This window comes from Microbacterium sp. NPDC097977, assembly GCF_040302605.1.
Classification (GTDB): domain Bacteria; phylum Actinomycetota; class Actinomycetes; order Actinomycetales; family Microbacteriaceae; genus Microbacterium.
The window spans coordinates 1-18,668 of the sequence record NZ_JBEOUR010000015.1 but is presented as its reverse complement, the minus strand read 5'-3'; the positions used below and the strand labels follow the sequence as shown (position 1 = coordinate 18,668).

Below are 18,668 nucleotides of genomic sequence, written 5' to 3'. Positions count from 1 at the left end.
ACGGCCGTGACAGAACCGGCTCCTCGCTCAGGAGACGGCCGTGACAGAACCGACTCCTGAGCGAGCGAAGCGAGACGAAGGGCCCCGGCAGAATCAACCGGCGAGCGTCGTCTCGAGGTCGCTGACCATGGTGTTCCACGTCGACGAGGGGTCGGCGCCGTTGATGATCTGCACCTGGGCGGCGTTCCAGAGATCCCACACCGAGCCCATCTCGGGGATCGACGGCATCGGCACGCCGCCCTGAGCGGAGGCGACGAATCCGGCGGTGATCGGGTCGGACGAGACCTCCTCGGCGAGAGCGGTCCAGGCGGGGATGCGCGGGTCAGCCTCGTAGAGCGCGCGCTGCGCGTCTTCCGTGCCGAGGTAGTTCACCAGGAACTCCTGCGCGAGGAGCGCGTTCTTGCTCTTGCTCGACAGGTAGAAGCCCTGCACGCCGACGAACGGCGCGGCGGCCTCGCCACCGGCCGAGGGGATCGGGTTCACGGCGACGTTGACCCCGTCGAAGGCGCTGATCGCCCACGGGCCCTGGATCGTGTACGGAGCCTTGCCCGAGGCGAACAGCTCGTTGTTGATGTCGTAGTCGATCGTGGTCGAGATGTACCCGGTGCCGTTCGAGCCGTTGGCGCCGAGCCAGTTCGCGAAGGCCTCGCCGGGCGCACCGCCCATGCCGACCTCGGTCGTGTACGACCCGGTCTCGTCCTGCACGAAGACCGGAGCGCCGAACGAGGTCTGCAGACCGTACATCGTGTATCCGTCGCCGGTCTCGCCCGCGGTGTTGATGACGACCGGACGCTCGGTGCCCGCGGCCAGGCCCTTGGCGATCAGGTCGTCCCAGGTGGCCGGTGCCTCCGCGCCGACGAGGTCGACGTTCTGCACGAGGGCGATCGTCTCGAGCGAGTACGGCATCGCGTACAGCTGGCCGTCGTAGGTCATCGCGTCGAGCGCGACCTGCTCGAACTCCGAGGACTTGTCGCCGAGGTCGATCGTGTCGACGACTCCGGCCGCGACCAGCGCGCCGAGCCAGTCGTGGGCGCCGACGGTGATGTCGGGCCCCTCGCCGGTGGGGACCTGGGCGATGAAGTCGTTGCGGAGGTCCTCGAAGTTCTTCTGCACGAGGGTGACCTTGGCTCCGGTCTCCTCCTCGAAGGCTTCGGCGGCTGCGGTGATCGCGGCTTCGCGCTCGGCATCCGTCCAGATGACGAGCTCGGCTCCTTCGCCGGTCGCGGCGTCGTCGCCGCCGTCGGGTGCGCCGGCCGAGCAGCCCGCGAGGACCACGGCCGCGGCGAGAGCGAGTGCGCCGACTCCGATGTGCTTGCGCATGCGTTTTCCTATCTGTTGTGGCCGACGATGCGCTTCGCGTCATCGCGACCGGTGGTTTTTCGGTGTGCGGTTGTGTTGTGGTCCCGACCCGCGCCCTGAGCGGGCGGAGCGAGACGTCGGGCGATCAGTGGGAGGTGCGGATGACGGCGACGCCGCCGGCTGCGATCGTCAGGGCGCCCGAGACCTCGGCGCCGGTGAGCAGCTCGACACCGGAGGCGTCGAGCTCGACGGCGTCCTCACGGTGGTTGACGGCGATGCGGTAGTCCGCATCGGCGCCGTGCCGGGTGATGACTTCGAGGCCGTCCGGCGTGCCAGCCGGGGCGATGCCGGCATCGGCGTAGACCTCGTGAAGGAGGGCGCGCATGCCCGCGGGGTCCAGTCGGGTGGCGACGTACCAGCCGGTGCCCGACCCGTGGATGTTGCGAGTGATCGCCGGCTCGCCCTCACCGGGTCCGCCGGCGAAGTTGGCGATGACCTCGGCTCCTTCGAGCGCGATGTCCTCCTGCCAGACGTCGGCGATGATGCCCTCGTGGTCGACCCAGTCGAGCCCGTGGCTCTCCCCGTCGCGCAGCGGCAGGAACTCCTCGACCGTGAGGCCCAGCGCATCGCGCAGCGGAGCGACGAAGCCGCCCTCGTGCACGGCGTCGTTCTCGTCGACGATCGCCGAGAAGAACGACACGAGCAGCGTGCCGCCGCCGTCGACGTACGCGGTGAGGTTCGCGGCATCCGCGGTGCTGAGCAGGTACTGCGCGGGGGCGACGACCAGGCGGTAGCCCGAGAGGTCCTGCCCCGGCAGCGCGAAGTCGACGGTGATGCCGTCGCGCCAGAGCTGCTCGTAGAAGCGGCGCACCTGGGCGGCGTGCGTGACATCCTCCGAGGGGCGCCATTCGAGATCCTGGGCCCAGAACGACTCGAAGTCCCAGAGGATCGCGACATCGGCCTTCACCGTGCTGCCCTGCACCTCGTCGAGGCGGCCGAGCGCCGCACCGAGGTCGACGACCTCGCGGAAGACCCGCGACTCGGTGCCGGCATGCGGCAGCATCGCGGAGTGGAACTTCTCGGCGCCCGAGCGTCCGGCCCGCCACTGGAAGAAGAGGATGCCGTCGGCTCCGCGCCCCAGATGCGTCAGCGAGTTGCGGGCCATCTCACCGCGGCGCTTCGCGATGTTGCGCGGCTGCCAGTTGACGGCCGAGGTGGAGTGCTCCATCAGGATCCACGGCTTGCCCCCGCCGACCGAGCGGCTGAGGTCGGCGGCGATCGCGAGCCCGATGTGCGCGTCCTCATCGGCCGCCCACAGGTAGTGGTCGTCCGAGACGATGTCGACCTCGCGGCCCCACGCCCACAGATCCGTGGTCCAGCTCTGGTTCGCCATGAAGTTCGTGGTCACCGGCTGGTCGGCGTGCGCGCGGATCGCATCGCGCTCGGCGATGAAGCACGCACGCAGCTGGTGGTCGGTGAAGCGGGCGAAGTCGAGGCGCTGGGCCGGATTCACGACGCTCGGGGCGATGGCCGGGGCACCGACGTGCTCCCATGCCGAGTAGTGCTGGCCCCAGAAGGCGGTGCCCCAGGCGCTGTTCAGCGCCTCGAGCGTGGCGTACTTCTCCTGGAGCCAGAGACGGAAGGCGGCGACCCCGTGCGGGGAGTAGTCCTCGCCCACGGGGACGCCGTATTCGTTGTGCACGTGCCAGAGCACGACGGACGGATGCTGCGCGTAGCGGGACGCGAGAGCATCCGCGATCCGCACGATCGCCTCGCGGTAGGCCGGCGCCGAGTGCGAGGCCATGCCGCGGGATCCGAAGCCCATCGTGCGTCCCTCGCGATCGATGACCCGCGCGTCGGGGTGGTTCGCGAAGAACCAGGCGGGCGGCGATGCGGTCGGGGTGCCGAGATCGACGGCGATGCCGTTCTCGTGCAGCAGGTCGAGCAGCTCGTCGAGCCAGGCGAAGTCGAACTCCCCCTCGGCGACCTCGACGAGCGCCCACGAGAAGATGCCCACGCTGACCAGGTTCACTCCGGCCTCGCGCATCAGGACGACGTCCTCGCGCCAGGTCTCGGGCGACCACTGCTCGGGGTTGTAGTCGCCGCCGTAGGCGATTCCGCGCAGAGCGGGCCAGGCGTGGGGGGAGGTCATCGGCACTCCATCGGGTCGGTGCGGTCGTGGTGCGTGTCCCGTGCTGCTGTCGCTCATTCGACTGGGACCGGTCTCAGCCTGTCACAGGAACATGACTGGGACCGGTCTCAGTTCTACCCCAGGTCTCGTCTCGATCACAACACCCGTTACCGAACTGAGACCGGTCCCAGTTCGGACTACCGCCGCAGCGGATGCTGTGGGTAGAGTCACAGGCGATGAGTGATGTCAGCGCGAAGCGCAAGCCGACGATCCGCCAGATCGCGGCGCAGGCGGGGGTGTCCCGCAGCACGGTCTCGCGCGTGATCAACGGCGGGCACTGGGTGTCCCCTGACGCCAGGCAGGCCGTCGAAGAGGCGATCCTCGCCACGGGGTACACCGCCAACCATCACGCCCGCAGCCTGGCGACCGGTCGCGCAGGATCACTCGCCTTCCTGCTCACCGAACCTCAGCAGCTGCTGTTCGACGATCCGACCTTCGCATTGCTGCTGCGCGGCGCCGCCGAAGCCCTCGCCCAGCGGGCGATGACCCTGGTGCTGCTCGTCGCCGGAACACCCGCCGAGCGCGCGAGCGTCGCGCAGTTCCTCAGCGCCGGACACGTCGACGGCGTCATGCTGATCTCGTCGCACGAATCCGACCCGCTGCTCGATCAGCTGATCGAGGTCGGCATCCCCACGGTCTGCTGCGGCGTCCCCCTCGGCCACGAACGCGACCTCTCGACGATCTCCGTCGACGAGATCGCCTCGGCTCGTGCGATGGCCACGCACCTCGTGTCACAGGGACACCGCCGGATCGGCATGATCGCCGGCCCCGACGACACCCCCGGAGGGCGCTACCGACTGGTCGGGTTCCGCGAGGAGCTCGGCGACCTGTACGACGAGGCGCTGGTCGAGCGGGGCGACTACTCGTACGAGTCGGGTCTGAACGCGATGACCCGGATGCTCGACCACGACGTCGACCACGACGTCGACGCCGTGTTCGCCGCCTCCGACCGGATGGCCGCAGGCGCCATCGCCGCCGCCCGCCGCGCCGGACGCCGCGTGCCTGAAGACATCGCGATCGCCGGCTTCGACGACTCGGGCCTCGCCGCCACTCACGAGCCGCCGATCACCACCATGCGTCAGCCCTGGGATCAGATCAGCGCGCAGATGGTCGCCGTACTGCTCGAAGTCATCGCGGGCGCGCCCGCCCGTTCCGTCATCCTCGACACCGAGCTCGTGGTGCGCGCGAGCGCGTAGATCTTTCCGCGCTCTGCTCCTGTCGTCGTCTTCTCGCTCAGCCCAGCAGGGGGAACCAGTGCCGGTCGCGCAGGACGGACCCACCGCCGACCGCGACCCAGGATCCCTCGATGACGGGAGCACCCTCCGACATCCACACTCCGAAGTGGGCGTGCGGCGTCGGCCAGGGGTAGTCGTCCTGGGGCGAGTCGACGACATTTCGCACCGCGCCCGCGAACGTCGGCGGCTCCCGGGATCCGGTCACCTGCTCGGCAAGTTCGACGATCGCGCTCTCTCCGGTCGGGTCGCCCACACCGACGATCCGATGCGGCAGATCGATACGACCGTCTTCGCGTCTCGGCACGCAGAAGACCCGGTCATCCTGTCGCAGGAGCAGCCGGACGATGCTCATCGGGCGAGGAGGGGTGCGGCGGCGAATCACCTCGGCCCTGCCGTGGCGGGGCAGCCACGCGGCATCCGATGTCACGTGGATAACGGTCTCGTCGTCTGTGGTCACCCCGCGAGCGTAACCGCAGGATGCGGAGCGCGCGGCTTCTAGAGGGGCCGGTAGACATCCGCACGATGCGCGATGCGAAGCACGTACACGACGTGGGCATCTTCATCGACTCGAACGACGACACGATAGGCGATCCCCACATACCTGCTGCGCTGACCTTCGAGTTCCGCCCCGAGCGGCTTCGTGACACGAAGAGGATTCTCCGTCAGCGGCCCGTCGAGAAACCGCAAGACAGCGTCGGCGAACTTCGGCTCCAAGCGCTGCAGCGCGCGAAGTGCTGGACGGGTGACCTGGACGTCGTATGGTCGGGGGCTCACCGACGCGCCAGCTGCTCGCGCACCTCGTCGAGACTCAGCGTTCGACCCTCGCGGATATCTGCATCCGCCTCGGCGACCTCTGTGGCATGCTGCGGATCGTGAAGCAGCGCCAATGTCTCCTGAAGCGCTTCGAGATCGTCGACACTGAGCATGACGACTGCGGGCCTGCCGTGACGAGTGATCGTGACGGCATCATGGGTGGTGTCGATCGACTCGACCAACTGCGAAAGCCTGTCTTTCGCCTCACTCACGGAAACTGTCTGCATACCCGGATTCTAGCCGATATTGCGGCCGAAAATATAGCCGATAATAGAGCCGAAAAGAGCTACGCCGCGCGCTCGCGGTGAGCGAGAAGCAGCGCGTCAGGCGGTCGGGAAGCGCGGGTCGAGAGCGTAGTCCTTCTGCCGCAGCTCGAGCGCCGCGGCGACCTGGGCGGGAGCATCGTCGCCGACGAGCACGCGAAGGCGTGGGCCGTCTGCTGCGGCGACTCGGGCGAGGATCGCCCGCGCGGCATCCTCGGGCGTCGTGCCGCCGCTCGACTCGCCCGCAGGCCAGGGAACCTCCGCCGTGCCGAACATCTCGATCCGCTGCTCGTCGTAGGCATCCAGGGGCGAACTGAACCGCATGCTCGCACCGGCCCACTCCGTATCCAGCGCCCCCGGCTCGATCAGGGAGACGCGGATGCCGAATCGCTCGACCTCCGCGGCCATCGCCTCGCTGAATGCTTCGAGGCCCCATTTCGTGGAGTTGTAGAGGCCGAGCAGCGGCATGGTCCCGACGGCTCCGACCGTCGAGATCTGCACGATGTGTCCGCCACCCTGGAGACGCATGATCGGGACGACGGCTTGACTCAACCAGAGGGGGCCGAGCAGATTCGTGTCGACGATCGCCCGGACGTCCTCTTCCGACGCCTCTTCGAGCGCTCCGATCATGCCGTAACCCGCGTTATTGACGAGGACGTCGATTCCTCCGAGCAGGTCGGCGGCACGCTGAACGGTCTCCTGCGCCGCATCGCGGTCGCGTACGTCGAGGGTCATCACGGTCAGCCGCTCGTGGTCGGGCAGCGCGTGGTCGCCCCTGACCGTCGCCACGACGGCGTGACCCGCGTCGAGGGCGGCAGTGGTGAGCGCTCGCCCGAGGCCCCGACTGCTGCCGGTGATGAACCATGTCTGCGGTGAAGTCATGGGAAGACTGTAGCGTGAACTGGACGCTCCGTCTCGTTTACTCGAGTATCGTTGTCCGCATGGCCCGTGAACGAACCCGCACCAAGGTGCACGCCGCTGCGCTCTCTCTGGCCGGCGAGCGTCAGGTGGCGGCGATCACGATGGAGGGGATCGCCGCACGAGCGGGAGTCAGCAAACAGACGCTCTACCGGTCATGGTCCTCGACGGGCGAGATCCTGTTCGACGCGCTCCTGGCTCGCAGCCTCGACGAGAACGGCAGGATCACCGTGCCGAACTCCGGCGATCTCGCCCTCGACCTCGCGGCGCTCGCGACCGGCATGATCGACGAGCTCGTCGACCCCACGCAGGAACGGCTGCTCAGAGCCGTCACCGCTGAGCTGCAGTCGGACGACGGCCTCGCAGCGCAGTATCGCGACCTGCTGCTCGAGCCGCAGGTGAGCGGGATCTCCGACCGCCTGCGCCAGGCGAGAGTGCGCGCCCCTGAGGATGTGGCAGAGCTGTTCGTCGGACCGATCTTCCACCGCTGGCTGCTGCGCAGCCGACCGTTCGATGCGGAATGGGTCGCCGCTCACGTCGAGCGCGTCATGCGAAGCGCCGGCGCGCGGTGACAGTCGGCGACGACGACCGCCTCACTCGCAGGTCGTGAGGGCGAGGGCGATCAGAGGCAGGCTGTCTCGAGAGACGACCGTCGTGCAGACGACGTTCTCCTCGACGCGGAACCCGACCGCGTAGACCAACGGATCGGTGTCGATGTGGAGAGCGTCCCGTTCGCTGCCGTCCACGTCGACGGATGCTCGGGTCACCGCTGAGAGCCTCGGCTCCCATCCGCCGTCCCCGTCGCTCGGCCCGTCGGGGAGCCCGAGCTCCTCGCGGAAGCCATTGCGCAGCACGTGGCTGGTGTGGTCAACGAGCTGCTGCGCGAGCGAATGCCGTTCGGGATCCGGCGATGCCTGCCAGCTGGTGCGCACCGCCTCCCACAGCATCGGGTACTTGAAGACCTGAGCCTGCTCGATCAGCCAGGCAGGGCGACCCCAGGGCGGCTCCTCCTCCAGTGATCGTCGGGTCGCGGCATCCAGCTCGACCTCATTGCGAGGGTCGGAGTGATCCTCCGGATGCCGCCACAGCGTGTAGCTGAACGACGCCGACGACTCCGTCACGCCTGTCGGCCCGATGCTCTGCATGAATCCCGCGCCCGATATGCGCGTGAGCGCCAGCTGCGGGCGCAACTGGAACACCGGGAAGGTGAGATCCCGGACGCGAGCTTCGGACTCGTCTCTCGGGTCTGGGGCGTCCATGGGCACTACTCCGGCGAACTCCATCCGCCCAGTCTGATCGCTGCCGTGATCGACGTCCACCGTGAGCGCCGCAGCCGGCGGAGAACAGCACGACCCGGGCAGAAGGCCTCAGCCGCGCATGGCGACGCCGCGGCGCCAGTAGCCCATGAAGGCCACCTGCCCGCGGTCGATGCCGAGGTCCTTGACCAGGTGCCGGCGCAGCGTCGTCACGACGCCGCTCTCGCCGGCGATCCAGAAGTAGCGCTCCGCGGGAGCATCCGCCGCCGCGATGTCCTCGCCGAGACCCGAGTAGTCGGGCGTCTCCCAGAGCAGATCTTCGGACTCGATGTCCTTCACGTCGATCTCGTCGGCGGCATCCGCATCTCCGAGGTAGCCGAGCACGGCAGGGATCAGACGCACGCCGTGGGGTTCGCCGATGTCGCGGGGCAGCCAGCGCACCTCGACACCGACGGGGGCGTCGATGCGCAAGACATCGGCGGGCGACGGAACCTCGATGAACGCGCAGCCGCGCAGGTCGCTCGGGGCATCTTCGAGGATGCGGGCGATCGCCGGAGCGGCGGTCTCGTCGCCCACGAGCACGACCGAGGTGGCCGAGCCCGGCTCGTATTCGGCTCCGCCGTGGGCTGCGGCGGCCACACCTCGACGCGGCCCGACGAGGAACAGTTCCTGGCCCACCTCAGCCGTACTGGCCCACAGCGACGCGGGCCCGGTGAGTCCGGGAGCGAGATGCAGCACGAAGTCGACGTCGACCTCGGTGCCCGCGTCGGTCACGCGAAGGTCACGCACCGAGTAGGTGCGCATGGACCCGCGCTCGCCCTCGGGAACGGCGAGGAAGGATCCCCACCAGTCGTCGGTATCGCGGTCGAGATCGGGCAGGATGCCGGATGCCGGCGGGAAGACCAGCTTGATCCGGGAGTCGAAGACGTCTCCCGGCGTGGCGAACTCGAACAGGTCGTCGCCCCCGAAGGTCACGCGCACGAAGTTCGGCGAGACCCGGGCGACGCCGCGCACCTCGGCACGCGCCAGCACGTAGGTGGGGCGTTCGGTGGTGGTCTCAGCGGACATGGTGCCTCCCGATAGGTGTGACCATCGGCTTTCCGGAGACCGGATCCGTGGTGATCTGATTGGCGAGGTCGAAGACCTCTTCGACGAGTTGGGCGGTCACGACATCCTGCGGAGCACCGGTGGCGTGCACCCTGCCCTCCTTCATCGCGACGAGCTCGTCGGAATAGCGCGCGGCCAGGTTGAGGTCGTGCAGCACCATGACGATCGTGGTGCCGCGCGAGACGCTCAGATCGGTGAGCAGGTCGAGCACCTCGACCTGGTGCGCGACGTCGAGGAACGTGGTCGGCTCGTCGAGGAGCAGGATGTCGGTCTCCTGCGCGAGCGCCATCGCGATCCAGACGCGCTGGCGCTGACCACCCGAGAGCTCATCGACGCTGCGGTCGGCGAGCTCGGTGGTGCCGGTCGCGGCGAGCGCATCCGCCACGACCTCGTAGTCGTGCGCGCTCCAGCGGGCCAGCATCTTCTGGTGCGGATGCCGGCCGCGACCGACCAGGTCGGCGACTGCGATCCCCTCGGGCGCGACCGGCGACTGCGGCAGGAGCCCGAGAATGCGTGCGACCTCCTTGGTCGGACGCGCGTGCACGGACCTGCCGTCGAGCACGATCTGCCCATCGGTGGGCGACAGCAGGCGGGCGAGCGCACGCAGCAGCGTCGACTTGCCGCATCCGTTCGCCCCGACGATCGTCGTGATCTTGCCCGGAGCGATAGCGAGGTCGAGCCCGTCGATGATCGTGCGGTCGCCGTAGGCGAGGGTGACGGACTCTGCCGTCAGGGTGTGCGCCTCGGTCACAGGGAACCTCCCGAGCGGTTGGTGCGGATGAGCAGGTAGATCAGATACGGGGCGCCGAGCACTCCGGTGACGACACCGACCGGGTAGCGGTCGCCGAACGCGAACTGCCCCAGCAGGTCGCCGCCCAGCACCAGCACCGCGCCGATGAACGCACTGGGGACCAGCAGGTTCGCCCCGGGGCCGGTGATGCGGGCGGCGATGGGACCGGCCATGAAGGCGACGAACGCGATGGGTCCGGTCGCCGCGGTGGCGAAGGCCAGCAGGGCCACCGCCCCGAGGATGTACAGCAGTCGCGTGGTGTTGACCCGCACGCCGAGCCCGGAGGCCGAGTCGTCGCCCAGCTGCATCGCGCCGAGGGCGCGCCCCTGCAGCAGCATGAGCGGCACGATCACGACCGATGCGAGGGCCAGCGGCATCACTCGTTCCCAGGAGGCGTTGTTCAGGCTGCCGGTGAGCCACTGCATGGCGGTCTGGATGTCCCAGCTCGCCGCCCGCGACAGCACGTACGAGATCACGCTCTGCAGCATCGCGGCGACACCGATCCCGATGAGGATCAGGCGGGTGCCGGCGAAGCCGTTCTTGATCGACAGCAGGTAGATGACCCCCGCCGTCACGACCGCGCCGGCGAGGGCGAACAGCGACACGAGGGGCCCGTCGAGCGACAGCACGACGATGCCGACGACGGCCGCGGCACCCGCGCCGTTCGAGATGCCGATGATGTCGGGGGAGGCGAGCGGATTGCGCAGCAGTGTCTGGAACGACACACCCGCGATGCCGAATGCGAAGCCGGCAAGGATGGCGAGAATCGCCCGGGGCAGCCGCAGCTCGCCGACCGTGAACGATGCGCCGGGCACGGTCTCGCCGAGGATGACGCGGATCACCGCATCGAGCGGATAGAAGGTGTTGCCGATCATCAGCGCGGTGGTGAAGAGCGCGACCAGCAGAGCGCCGAGCACGATCGTGGCGACGGAGTGGCGACGATGGCGCGATCGACGTCCGGCGATGATCGCGTCGACCTGGGCGCGGGCGTCGTCGGCGCCCGGGGTCATCGGGGCGGCGGGGCGGTCGATGGTGCTCACAGTTCACGCACCTTCTGGCGACGGACGATCCAGATGAAGAACGGGGCGCCGATGATCGCGGTGATGATGCCGACCTGGATCTCCTCCGACGACGGGGAGATCACGCGGCCCACGACGTCGCTCGCGAGCAGGAGCGCGGCTCCGGCGACGGCCGAGAACGGCAGCAGCCAGCGGTGGTCGGTGCCGATCAGCATCCGGCACACGTGCGGGATGACGAGGCCGACGAATCCGATCGGACCGGCGATCGCGGTGGCGGCTCCGGCGAGGATCACCGCGCCGACGGCCGACATCAGCCGCGTGCGGAACACGTGCTCGCCGAGGCCCTTCGCCATGTCGTCGCCGAGCGCGAGGGAGTTCATGCCGCGTGCGCTGAGGACGCAGATGAGCGCCCCGAGCGCGAGCACAGGTGCGGTGATCGCGATGCGCGGCCATTCCGCGCCCCCGACTCCGCCGATCTGCCAGGACTGGAACGACTGCAGCAGATCGACGCGGGGCAGCATGACCGCGCTGATCAGAGAGGCGAAGGCGGCAGAGGTCGCCGCCCCCGCGAGCGCGAGCTTGAGGGGGGTCGCGCCGCCTCTGCCGAGCGACCCGACGGTGTAGACGAACACGGCGGCGAGGGCCGCCCCGAGGATCGCCAATGCCATCTGGCTGTACGCGTCGGTGAGGCCGAGGAAGGCGAGTCCGATCACGACGGCCAGTGAGGCGCCGTTCGAGACGCCGAGGATGCCGGGGTCGGCGATCGGGTTGCGGGTGACCGCCTGCATGGTCGCGCCCGACAGCGCGAGGGCCGCGCCGACGAGGATCGCGAGCAGCGTGCGCGGGAGGCGCTTGATGATCGCGGCTTGGGCGAGCGTGTCATCCTGACCTGCGAGCGCGGCGAAGACGTCGTCGATGCTCACCGCGCGCACGCCGAAGCAGATCGACAGGACGCAGAGCACGAGCACGACGCCCACTCCGACGAGCAGCCAGAGCGAGCGCGCCCACGCCGGGCGCCGCAGGTCTGCGGTGCCCGGCGTGGGGAGGGTGACAGCGGTCACGGGGATTCAGTGCGAGAAGGTGACGCCGAAGGTCACTTCGTGAACGGCGACGCCAGCAGGGCGAGGTAGTCCGACAGACCCCACTGGATCGACAGCGGCGACGGGTTCGCCGATGCGGCGAGCGGAGTCGAGTTCGGGAGGATGACGACGTTGCCGGCGGCGACGGCCGGGATCTTCGACAGCAGCGGGTCGCCCTGCAGCATCGCGAGCGTCGAGTCGTCGCCGTACGTGACGAACACGTCGACGTCGTCGAACTTGTCGGCCTCCTCGGCGCTGACCGTGAGCGAGAACTCGTCGCTGTCAGCGTTGTCCTCGACGAGCTTCGGCAGCGGCAGACCGAGGTCGTCGTGCAGGTAGCCGGGGCGCGTGTCGACGGCCGTGTAGTAGCCGACCTGGCTGAGGTCGCTCGGGTCGAGGTAGGCGAACAGCACCTTCTTGTCCTTGAGTGCGGAGTTCTCGTCGAGCGCCTTCGCGGCGTCGGCGTGCAGCTCCTCGATCAGGGCCTCGCCCTGCTCTTCGAGTCCGAGAGCCTTCGAGTTCATCTCGATCATCTCGTCGACCGGGGTGCCCCAGGCGACCTCAGGGTAAGCGACGACCGGAGCGATCTTCGAGAGGGTGTCGTACTCCTCCTGCGTCAGTCCGGAGTATGCCGCGAGGATGACGTCGGGGTTCGTGTCGGCCACGGCCTCGTAGTCGATGCCGTCGGACTCGTCGAACAGCACGGGTGCGTCGGCGCCGAGCTCGTCGAGCTTGTCCTCGACCCAGGGCAGGATGCCGTTGTCGTCGTCATCGCCCCAGGTCGCCTTGCTCATGCCGACCGGCACGATGCCGAGGGCCAGCGGCACCTCGTGGTTCGCCCAGGCGACCGTCGCGACGCGCTCGGGCTTCGACTCGATCGTGGTCTCGCCGTACACGTGCTCGATCGTCACGGGAAAGGCGCTGTCGTCGGCGGGGTTTCCACCGGCCGAGTCCGACGCGTTGTCGTTCGAGGAGGTCGCGCAGGCGGTGAGGCCGATGGCGAGCGCCGCGGCGACACCGGCGGCGAGGAGACGAGAGGTGCGCACAGGCATGCCCTTCGGGTTGGCGTGGGGGTGTGCGGCGCGAGTGCGCCGGGCTTTGGTAAGCCTCGCCTAATCTAACAGATTGTTAGGCGACCCTCATCTCGGCATTCTCCTGTCGCGCTCCTCCTTCGCCTCCGCGCCGGGCGGCTCAGCATCCAGATGCCGAACTGATCCGGCACCGCTCTGGCGAGCGGCGTCGAGCGGGGCCAGTTACGCATCGCGCTGCTGAGCGGGGCCAGTTGCGCACCCCGCACGGGCGAGTCGGATGCCGAACTGACCCCGTCCAGCATCCGGATGCCGAACTGACCCCGCACCGCGCCCGGAGTCGGGCGGGATCGAACGGGGCCAATCGCGCACCGCCCTGCCGAGCGGCGTCGAGCGGGGTCAATTGCGCACCGCGCTGCCGAGCGGGGCCAGTTGCGCACCGCGAACGGGCAAATCGGATGCCGAACTGACCCCGTCCAGCATCCGGATGCCAAACTGACCCCGCACCGCGCCCGGAGTCGAGCGGTATCGATCGGGGTCAGCTGAGCACCCCACCGGCGAGCGGAGTCGAGCGGGGCGAGTTGCGCACCGCGCTGCCGAGCGGGGCCGATTGCGCACCCCGAACGGGCGAATCGGATGCCGAACTGACCCCGTCCAGCATCCGGATGCCAAACTGACCCCGCACCGCGCCCGGAGTCGAGCGGTATCGATCGGGGTCAGCTGAGCACCCCACCGGCGAGCGGAGTCGAGCGGGGCGAGTTGCGCACCGCGCTGCCGAGCGGGGCCGATTGCGCACCCCGAACGGGCGAATCGGATGCCGAACTGACCCCGCACAGCATCCGGATGCCAAACTGACCCCGCACCGCGCCCGGAGTCGAGCGGGATCGATCGGGGTCAGCTGAGCACCCCACCGGCGAGCGGAGACGAGCGGGGCCAGTTGCACACCCCGAACAGCCGAATCGGATGCCGAACTGACCCCGCACAGCATCCGGATGCCAAACTGACCCCGCACAGCATCCGGATGCCGAACTGACCCCGCCCCACACCAAAGCCCCCCGGGCATAGAAAAACCGGCCGGATCCGTGAGGATCCGACCGGTTTCAGGAAGCCTATGCGCGCTCAGAGAGCGCGGATGTTCGCCGCCTGCATGCCCTTGGGGCCACGCTCAGCGTCGAATTCGACCTTCTGGTTCTCACGGAGCTCCTTGAAACCGGAGCCGGTGATTGCCGAGTAGTGGGCGAAAAGGTCGTCCGTGCCGTCATCGGGAGCGATGAAGCCGAAGCCCTTTTCCGCGTTGAACCATTTCACAGTGCCAGTGGCCATGTGTTTTCTACTTTCTGTTTTCAAAACGGCCGCTTACGCGACCCGCGCCGTGCCGGAACGTCCGACATACGCGCATGCTCAACGTATCACGGCTCCCTGACCATCCGCCCTTAACCGCCGCTTCTGTTGCACGACAGCAGCCTCGGTGCGCGTGCCGACCTCGAGTTTGCGCAGCACGGCCGACACATGGACGCTGACGGTCTTCGCGCTGATGAAGAGCCTGTCGCCGATCTGGCGGTTGCTGAGCCCCTCGGCGATGAGCTCCAGCACCTGCAGCTCCCTGGCGGTGAGCGTATCGAGCGGGTCATCGGACCGCCCGGACCCGGATGCCGTCGCGAGCCCCGTCGCGAGCCCGGCCGCCGCGGAGAACTCCCCGACGACCCGCGCCAGGGGCACGTGTCCGAGACGCTCCGCCTCATTCCGCGCCTGCGCCATCACCGCAGCGGCCTCGGCGCGCGCACCCGTGTCCACGAGCAGACGACCGAGCTCGAGCCGCGTGGTGATGCGGAAGGTCACCGGCACGTCGTCGCCGTCGGCGAGGTCGACCGCCTCATGCAGGGCCGGGATCGACGGCGAGAGCAGTGATTCGAGGATGATCCCCCATCGGTCACCGAGAAGCTGCGGCGACTGCGCGAGCCAGGCTGCTCGCACCTGCTCCGCGGCATCGCGCACGTCGTCTCCGGCCGCCCGACGCTCGGCGATCAGCCATGCGGCCTCGAGCATGAGTCGGCGCTGGTGGAGGAAGACCGGCCCCTCGTCGGCGAGCATGGCCCTGATCTCCGCGAGAGCACCGGCATGGTCGGCACGGGCCTCGGCGACCGCGACGCGCATCATCACACCGTCGTACCAGATCTGGCGTTCCACGCGACCGGTCTCCTCGAACGACGGCAGCCACTCGCGCAGCAGGTCGGCCGCGTCGTCGTATCGACCGCGCCACGACAGCACCCGCACGCGTGTCATCGTGGAGTACATGTGCGAGATCCGGAGCGTCCGCTGGGCGAGCTCCCGAGCCAGCATGCCCTCGACGCGCTCGACCTCGCCGAGTTCGAGCAGCGGCACCGCCATGTTCTGGGTCATCAGCGCACCGGTCGTGCGCTCCACGCCGAACGCCCGTGCCGGAGCCAGCCCGTCTTCGGCGACGTGCACCGCATCACGGTAGCGTCCCAGAAGGCCGAGCAGATCGGAGTAGTTGACGCGATAGCGCATCTCCGCGTTGGTCCCGCGAGCGAGCCGAAGCGCCAGCGCGTACTCGCGGTGCCCGGCCTCGAGGTCGCCGAGGTGGGCACGCGCACCTCCGCGCACGTTCGCGGCGATCGACGCCTCGTCGTCGGATCCCGCGCGCACCGCCCGCTCCCCCGCCTCCGTGGCGAGCTCGATCGCCTCCTCGAGCCTCCCCGTGATCATGAGACGGCTCGCGAGCTGGTTGAGGATCGACCCACGCAGGCGGTCGTCATCGACCGCGCCGTCGAGGATGCCGAGAGACTGCTGCAGCAGCCCGATCGACCCCGCGCGCCCGAGGTTCATCAGATAGTAGGCCCGGTCGCGCAAGAGGCGCGCGTGCATCCCCGCATCGATCAGAGCAGGATCGACCTCGGCGAGCGCGGCGTCGACCACCGCGAGCGCCCGCTCCCCATCACCGGCGTTGCGCAGCACCGAGGCGAGGGTGCGCAACAGCTCGAACCGATCGAGATCGATGACATCCTCGGCGTCGGGCAGTCGGCCCCAGAGATCGAGGGCGAGCTCGCCGAAGCGCGCGGCGCTGGCGAACGCGAACCGCGACTTGGCGTCGAGCATCGCGACGACGGCGGCGGCGAGCGCTCGGCGATCGTCCTGCGCGAGCTGCCAGTGGTACGCGAGTGCCGCGGCATCCGCCCCCTCGGCCCCCTGGCCGCGCTCCTCGAGCGTCTCGGCGTACGACCTGTGCAACCTCGCACGCTCGCCAGGAAGAAGGTCGTCGTGCACGGCCTCGCGCAACAGCGCGTGGCGGAAGCGGTAGTCGTCGTCGACCACGACGAGGATGCCGCTGCGCGTGGCCTCACGCATGGCATCGTCGAACCGGGCCTCAGGGAGCCCGGCGAGCCGCATCACGAGCGGATGCGGGAGCGGCCGCTCGGCACCCGACGCGACCTGCACGACCCGCTTCGCATCGTCACCGAGTCGGTCGAACCGCGCGAGCAGCAGGTCGCGCAGGCTTCCGGGAAGCGGACCGGTGGAGCATCCCGCGATCTCCTCGACGAAGAACGGCACCCCCTCGGCACGCTGGTGGATGCGATCGAGCGCGGCATCGGACAGCGGCGCCCCGATGATCCCCTCGGCGAGCTGCCTGACAGCCGACGGGTGGAGCCGGTCGAGCGCGATCCGTTCGAGAAGCCGCGCACGCGTGGACTCCCCGATGAACCGACTCACCGCATCACCGCGTCGGACGTCGTCGCTGCGGCAGGTGATGACGAGGAGGATGCGCGCGCGGGTGAGCGCCCGCAGCAGGAACGAGAGGAGTGCGAGCGTGGATTCGTCGGCCCAGTGCAGATCTTCGACGAGCAGCACCTGCGGTGCGCGCTCGGCCGCCGCCTCGATGAGCGAGGCGATCGCGTCACGCAGGCGGTCGGGGCTCGTCTGCGAGCGCTCGGCGCGAGTGAGCTCCGGCAGGAGCATGCCCAGTGCCTCCGCTCCGGCGCCGAGCCCCTCGCGCACGCTCTCGGCGCCCATCCTCGCGACGATCGAGCGGAGGATGCCGGTGACCGGTCCGAACGGCGTGCGGGATGCTCCGAGGTCGAGGCACCAGCCGACGTGCACATCGGCCCGTCCGTGCACCGCTGCGGAGAACTCGCGCAGCAGTCGGGACTTGCCGATGCCGGCCTCGCCCTCGACGAGCAACGCCGTCGGAGCACCCTCCAGAACGCGCTCGAAATGCCCGCGCATCGTCGCCAGCTCGGCGTCGCGGCCGACCATCGCTGAGCTCGGAACGGAAGGGGGCACGGATTCATCGTGCCACTCCCCTTCGACCTCGTGCCCGGTTCTGCCATCGGTCGCCGAGGACGCGCGGCTCACCGCGCGGGTGCCGGCTCGCAGCCGGCGACCGACGGACGGTCGATCGGGTTGTGACCGACGGCGTCCGGGGTGCGGGAGCCCGAGCTCACGCGGCGCGTGGACGTCGCGCGAGCGGAGCCGATGGACCCTAGCATCCGCTGTCCGAGTCGACGGAGCGGCCCGGCTGCCCGGGGGACGATCTGGTCGGCGTGCTCGATGAGAAAGCGGCGGCGATCGGCGGCCTGCTGGATCTCGGCGCGAGGTCGGGGGTTCGCAGGTTGCGAACGGGGAGGTAGGCAGGCATGGCAAATGCATTAAATATGCAAATTAGCATTTGCCAACCCCAAAAACTCCCGTCACTATCCGCGTTATGCAAAAACGCAACGTTTCTATCGTCTTAAGAGAATTGCTGGACCGCGACCGGATCTCCCCCACGGAGCTTCACCGGCGTACCGGCGTGCCTCAATCCACACTGTCCCGGATCCTCAGCGGCAAGATCGTCGATCCGTCGGACAAGCACATCTCGCGCATCGCCGAGTACTTCCGCGTCAGCACCGACCATTTGCGCGGGCGCGCGGCAGTAGGGGCTTTGCGCGATGACGGGCGCGACCCGATGCATTCGGAACTCAAGGACATAAGCCTGTGGGACGACGACACCCCCGTGAATGACGACGAGGTGTCGATCCCTTTTCTGCGCGAGGTTGAATTGGCTGCTGGATCAGGAAGATTCGTCATCGAGGAAAGCGAGAAGGCCAGCCTGCGGTTCGGCAAGCGCAGCCTGCGGCATAACGGGGTGCAGTTTGACCAGGCCAAATGCGTGACGGTGCGCGGCAACAGTATGTTGCCGGTGCTGCGCGATGGCGCGACGGTCGGTGTGAATGCGGGTAAAAGCGCCATTGGTGATATCGTCGATGGCGACTTGTACGCCATCAATCACAATGGCCAGTTGCGCGTCAAACAGCTCTACCGCCTGCCTTCCGGGATTCGCCTGCGCAGCTTCAACCGCGATGAGCACCCGGATGAGGACTACAGCTTCCAGGATATCCAGGATGAACAGATCAGCATCCTCGGTCATGTGTTCTGGTGGGGCATGTACGCTCGTTAACCTTCTTCAGTAAGACAAAGCCCGCCAACGTGCGGGCTTTTTTTCGCCTATCGAAAATCATCAAACCCACAGCCCACAAGGCCGAAAATGCATGCATGCATTTCAATCGGCAAAATAAATGCATTTGTGCATTGACTGTATATGCATACATGCATATTCTTCATCTCAAGCCAGTCAACAAGGCCTGGTGGAGGCGGCAAGGATGCTGCCAAGGA

17 protein-coding genes are annotated in these 18,668 nt (G+C 68.5%); 3 read left to right on the top strand and 14 right to left on the bottom strand.

From position 1 onward, the window contains the following. Positions 1 to 93: 93 nt before the first annotated feature. Together ABTZ43_RS05640 and ABTZ43_RS05635 are read right to left on the bottom strand one after the other, a co-directional pair. Complete coding sequence (locus ABTZ43_RS05640) at positions 94 to 1,320, bottom strand: sugar ABC transporter substrate-binding protein (RefSeq protein ID WP_350538121.1); 1,227 nt, start codon at positions 1,318 to 1,320, stop codon at positions 94 to 96. Positions 1,321 to 1,444: 124 nt separating this feature from the next. After that, positions 1,445 to 3,451, bottom strand: a complete 2,007-nt coding sequence (locus ABTZ43_RS05635; RefSeq protein ID WP_350538120.1) for a beta-galactosidase — start codon at positions 3,449 to 3,451, stop codon at positions 1,445 to 1,447. Between the two features lie 215 nt (positions 3,452 to 3,666). On the opposite strand from ABTZ43_RS05635, the gene ABTZ43_RS05630 reads away from it, so the two are divergent. Continuing rightward, the gene (locus ABTZ43_RS05630) at positions 3,667 to 4,686 is read left to right on the top strand and encodes a LacI family DNA-binding transcriptional regulator (RefSeq protein ID WP_350538119.1); all 1,020 of its coding nucleotides are present in this window, start codon (positions 3,667 to 3,669) and stop codon (positions 4,684 to 4,686) included. 37 nt (positions 4,687 to 4,723) lie between these two features. Here ABTZ43_RS05630 and ABTZ43_RS05625 read toward each other — a convergent pair whose 3' ends face one another. From ABTZ43_RS05625 to ABTZ43_RS05610, 4 genes are all read right to left on the bottom strand, one after another. Further along, positions 4,724 to 5,182, bottom strand: a complete 459-nt coding sequence (locus tag ABTZ43_RS05625) for an NUDIX hydrolase (protein WP_350538118.1) — start codon at positions 5,180 to 5,182, stop codon at positions 4,724 to 4,726. 38 nt (positions 5,183 to 5,220) lie between these two features. Next, positions 5,221 to 5,499, bottom strand: a complete 279-nt coding sequence (locus ABTZ43_RS05620; RefSeq protein ID WP_350538117.1) for a type II toxin-antitoxin system RelE family toxin — start codon at positions 5,497 to 5,499, stop codon at positions 5,221 to 5,223. Continuing rightward, a complete protein-coding gene (locus ABTZ43_RS05615) occupies positions 5,496 to 5,765 on the bottom strand; it encodes a type II toxin-antitoxin system Phd/YefM family antitoxin (RefSeq protein ID WP_253385292.1) in 270 nt (89 codons plus the stop codon). Before ABTZ43_RS05615 ends, ABTZ43_RS05620 begins: the two co-directional genes overlap by 4 nt. Before the next feature lie 96 nt (positions 5,766 to 5,861). Next, positions 5,862 to 6,683, bottom strand: coding sequence for an SDR family NAD(P)-dependent oxidoreductase (locus ABTZ43_RS05610; RefSeq protein WP_350538116.1), 822 nt, complete (start codon positions 6,681 to 6,683; stop codon positions 5,862 to 5,864). A 59-nt stretch (positions 6,684 to 6,742) separates the two neighbouring features. On the opposite strand from ABTZ43_RS05610, the gene ABTZ43_RS05605 reads away from it, so the two are divergent. Beyond that, the gene (locus tag ABTZ43_RS05605) at positions 6,743 to 7,291 is read left to right on the top strand and encodes a TetR/AcrR family transcriptional regulator (RefSeq protein WP_350538115.1); all 549 of its coding nucleotides are present in this window, start codon (positions 6,743 to 6,745) and stop codon (positions 7,289 to 7,291) included. Positions 7,292 to 7,312: 21 nt separating this feature from the next. Here ABTZ43_RS05605 and ABTZ43_RS05600 read toward each other — a convergent pair whose 3' ends face one another. The 8 genes from ABTZ43_RS05600 to ABTZ43_RS05565 all read right to left on the bottom strand — a co-directional run bounded on the left by ABTZ43_RS05600 (position 7,313) and on the right by ABTZ43_RS05565 (position 17,297). Next, the gene (locus tag ABTZ43_RS05600; protein WP_350538114.1) at positions 7,313 to 7,978 is read right to left on the bottom strand and encodes a hypothetical protein; all 666 of its coding nucleotides are present in this window, start codon (positions 7,976 to 7,978) and stop codon (positions 7,313 to 7,315) included. Between the two features lie 108 nt (positions 7,979 to 8,086). Continuing rightward, entirely contained in the window at positions 8,087 to 9,043 is a 957-nt protein-coding gene (locus ABTZ43_RS05595) for a siderophore-interacting protein (protein ID WP_350538113.1), read from the bottom strand. Next, the gene (locus ABTZ43_RS05590; protein WP_056413698.1) at positions 9,033 to 9,833 is read right to left on the bottom strand and encodes an ABC transporter ATP-binding protein; all 801 of its coding nucleotides are present in this window, start codon (positions 9,831 to 9,833) and stop codon (positions 9,033 to 9,035) included. The genes ABTZ43_RS05595 and ABTZ43_RS05590 overlap by 11 nt, the downstream gene beginning before the upstream one ends. Next, positions 9,830 to 10,882 (bottom strand): FecCD family ABC transporter permease, encoded by a 1,053-nt coding sequence (locus ABTZ43_RS05585; RefSeq protein ID WP_350538144.1) that lies wholly within the window; start codon positions 10,880 to 10,882, stop codon positions 9,830 to 9,832. The genes ABTZ43_RS05590 and ABTZ43_RS05585 overlap by 4 nt, the downstream gene beginning before the upstream one ends. Before the next feature lie 26 nt (positions 10,883 to 10,908). Further along, positions 10,909 to 11,958, bottom strand: coding sequence for a FecCD family ABC transporter permease (locus ABTZ43_RS05580; RefSeq protein WP_410477446.1), 1,050 nt, complete (start codon positions 11,956 to 11,958; stop codon positions 10,909 to 10,911). A 26-nt stretch (positions 11,959 to 11,984) separates the two neighbouring features. Further along, positions 11,985 to 13,016, bottom strand: a complete 1,032-nt coding sequence (locus ABTZ43_RS05575; protein ID WP_350538112.1) for an iron-siderophore ABC transporter substrate-binding protein — start codon at positions 13,014 to 13,016, stop codon at positions 11,985 to 11,987. 1,101 nt (positions 13,017 to 14,117) lie between these two features. Next, positions 14,118 to 14,321, bottom strand: a complete 204-nt coding sequence (locus tag ABTZ43_RS05570) for a cold-shock protein (protein WP_042538190.1) — start codon at positions 14,319 to 14,321, stop codon at positions 14,118 to 14,120. Positions 14,322 to 14,399: 78 nt separating this feature from the next. After that, positions 14,400 to 17,297: a helix-turn-helix transcriptional regulator gene (locus tag ABTZ43_RS05565; RefSeq protein ID WP_350538111.1), complete on the bottom strand. Its 2,898-nt coding sequence runs from the start codon at positions 17,295 to 17,297 to the stop codon at positions 14,400 to 14,402. A gap of 421 nt (positions 17,298 to 17,718) precedes the next feature. Here ABTZ43_RS05565 and ABTZ43_RS05560 point away from each other — a divergent pair, with 421 nt between their 5' ends. Beyond that, positions 17,719 to 18,453 (top strand): LexA family transcriptional regulator, encoded by a 735-nt coding sequence (locus ABTZ43_RS05560; RefSeq protein WP_080758221.1) that lies wholly within the window; start codon positions 17,719 to 17,721, stop codon positions 18,451 to 18,453. The last annotated feature ends 215 nt before the right edge of the window (positions 18,454 to 18,668 follow it).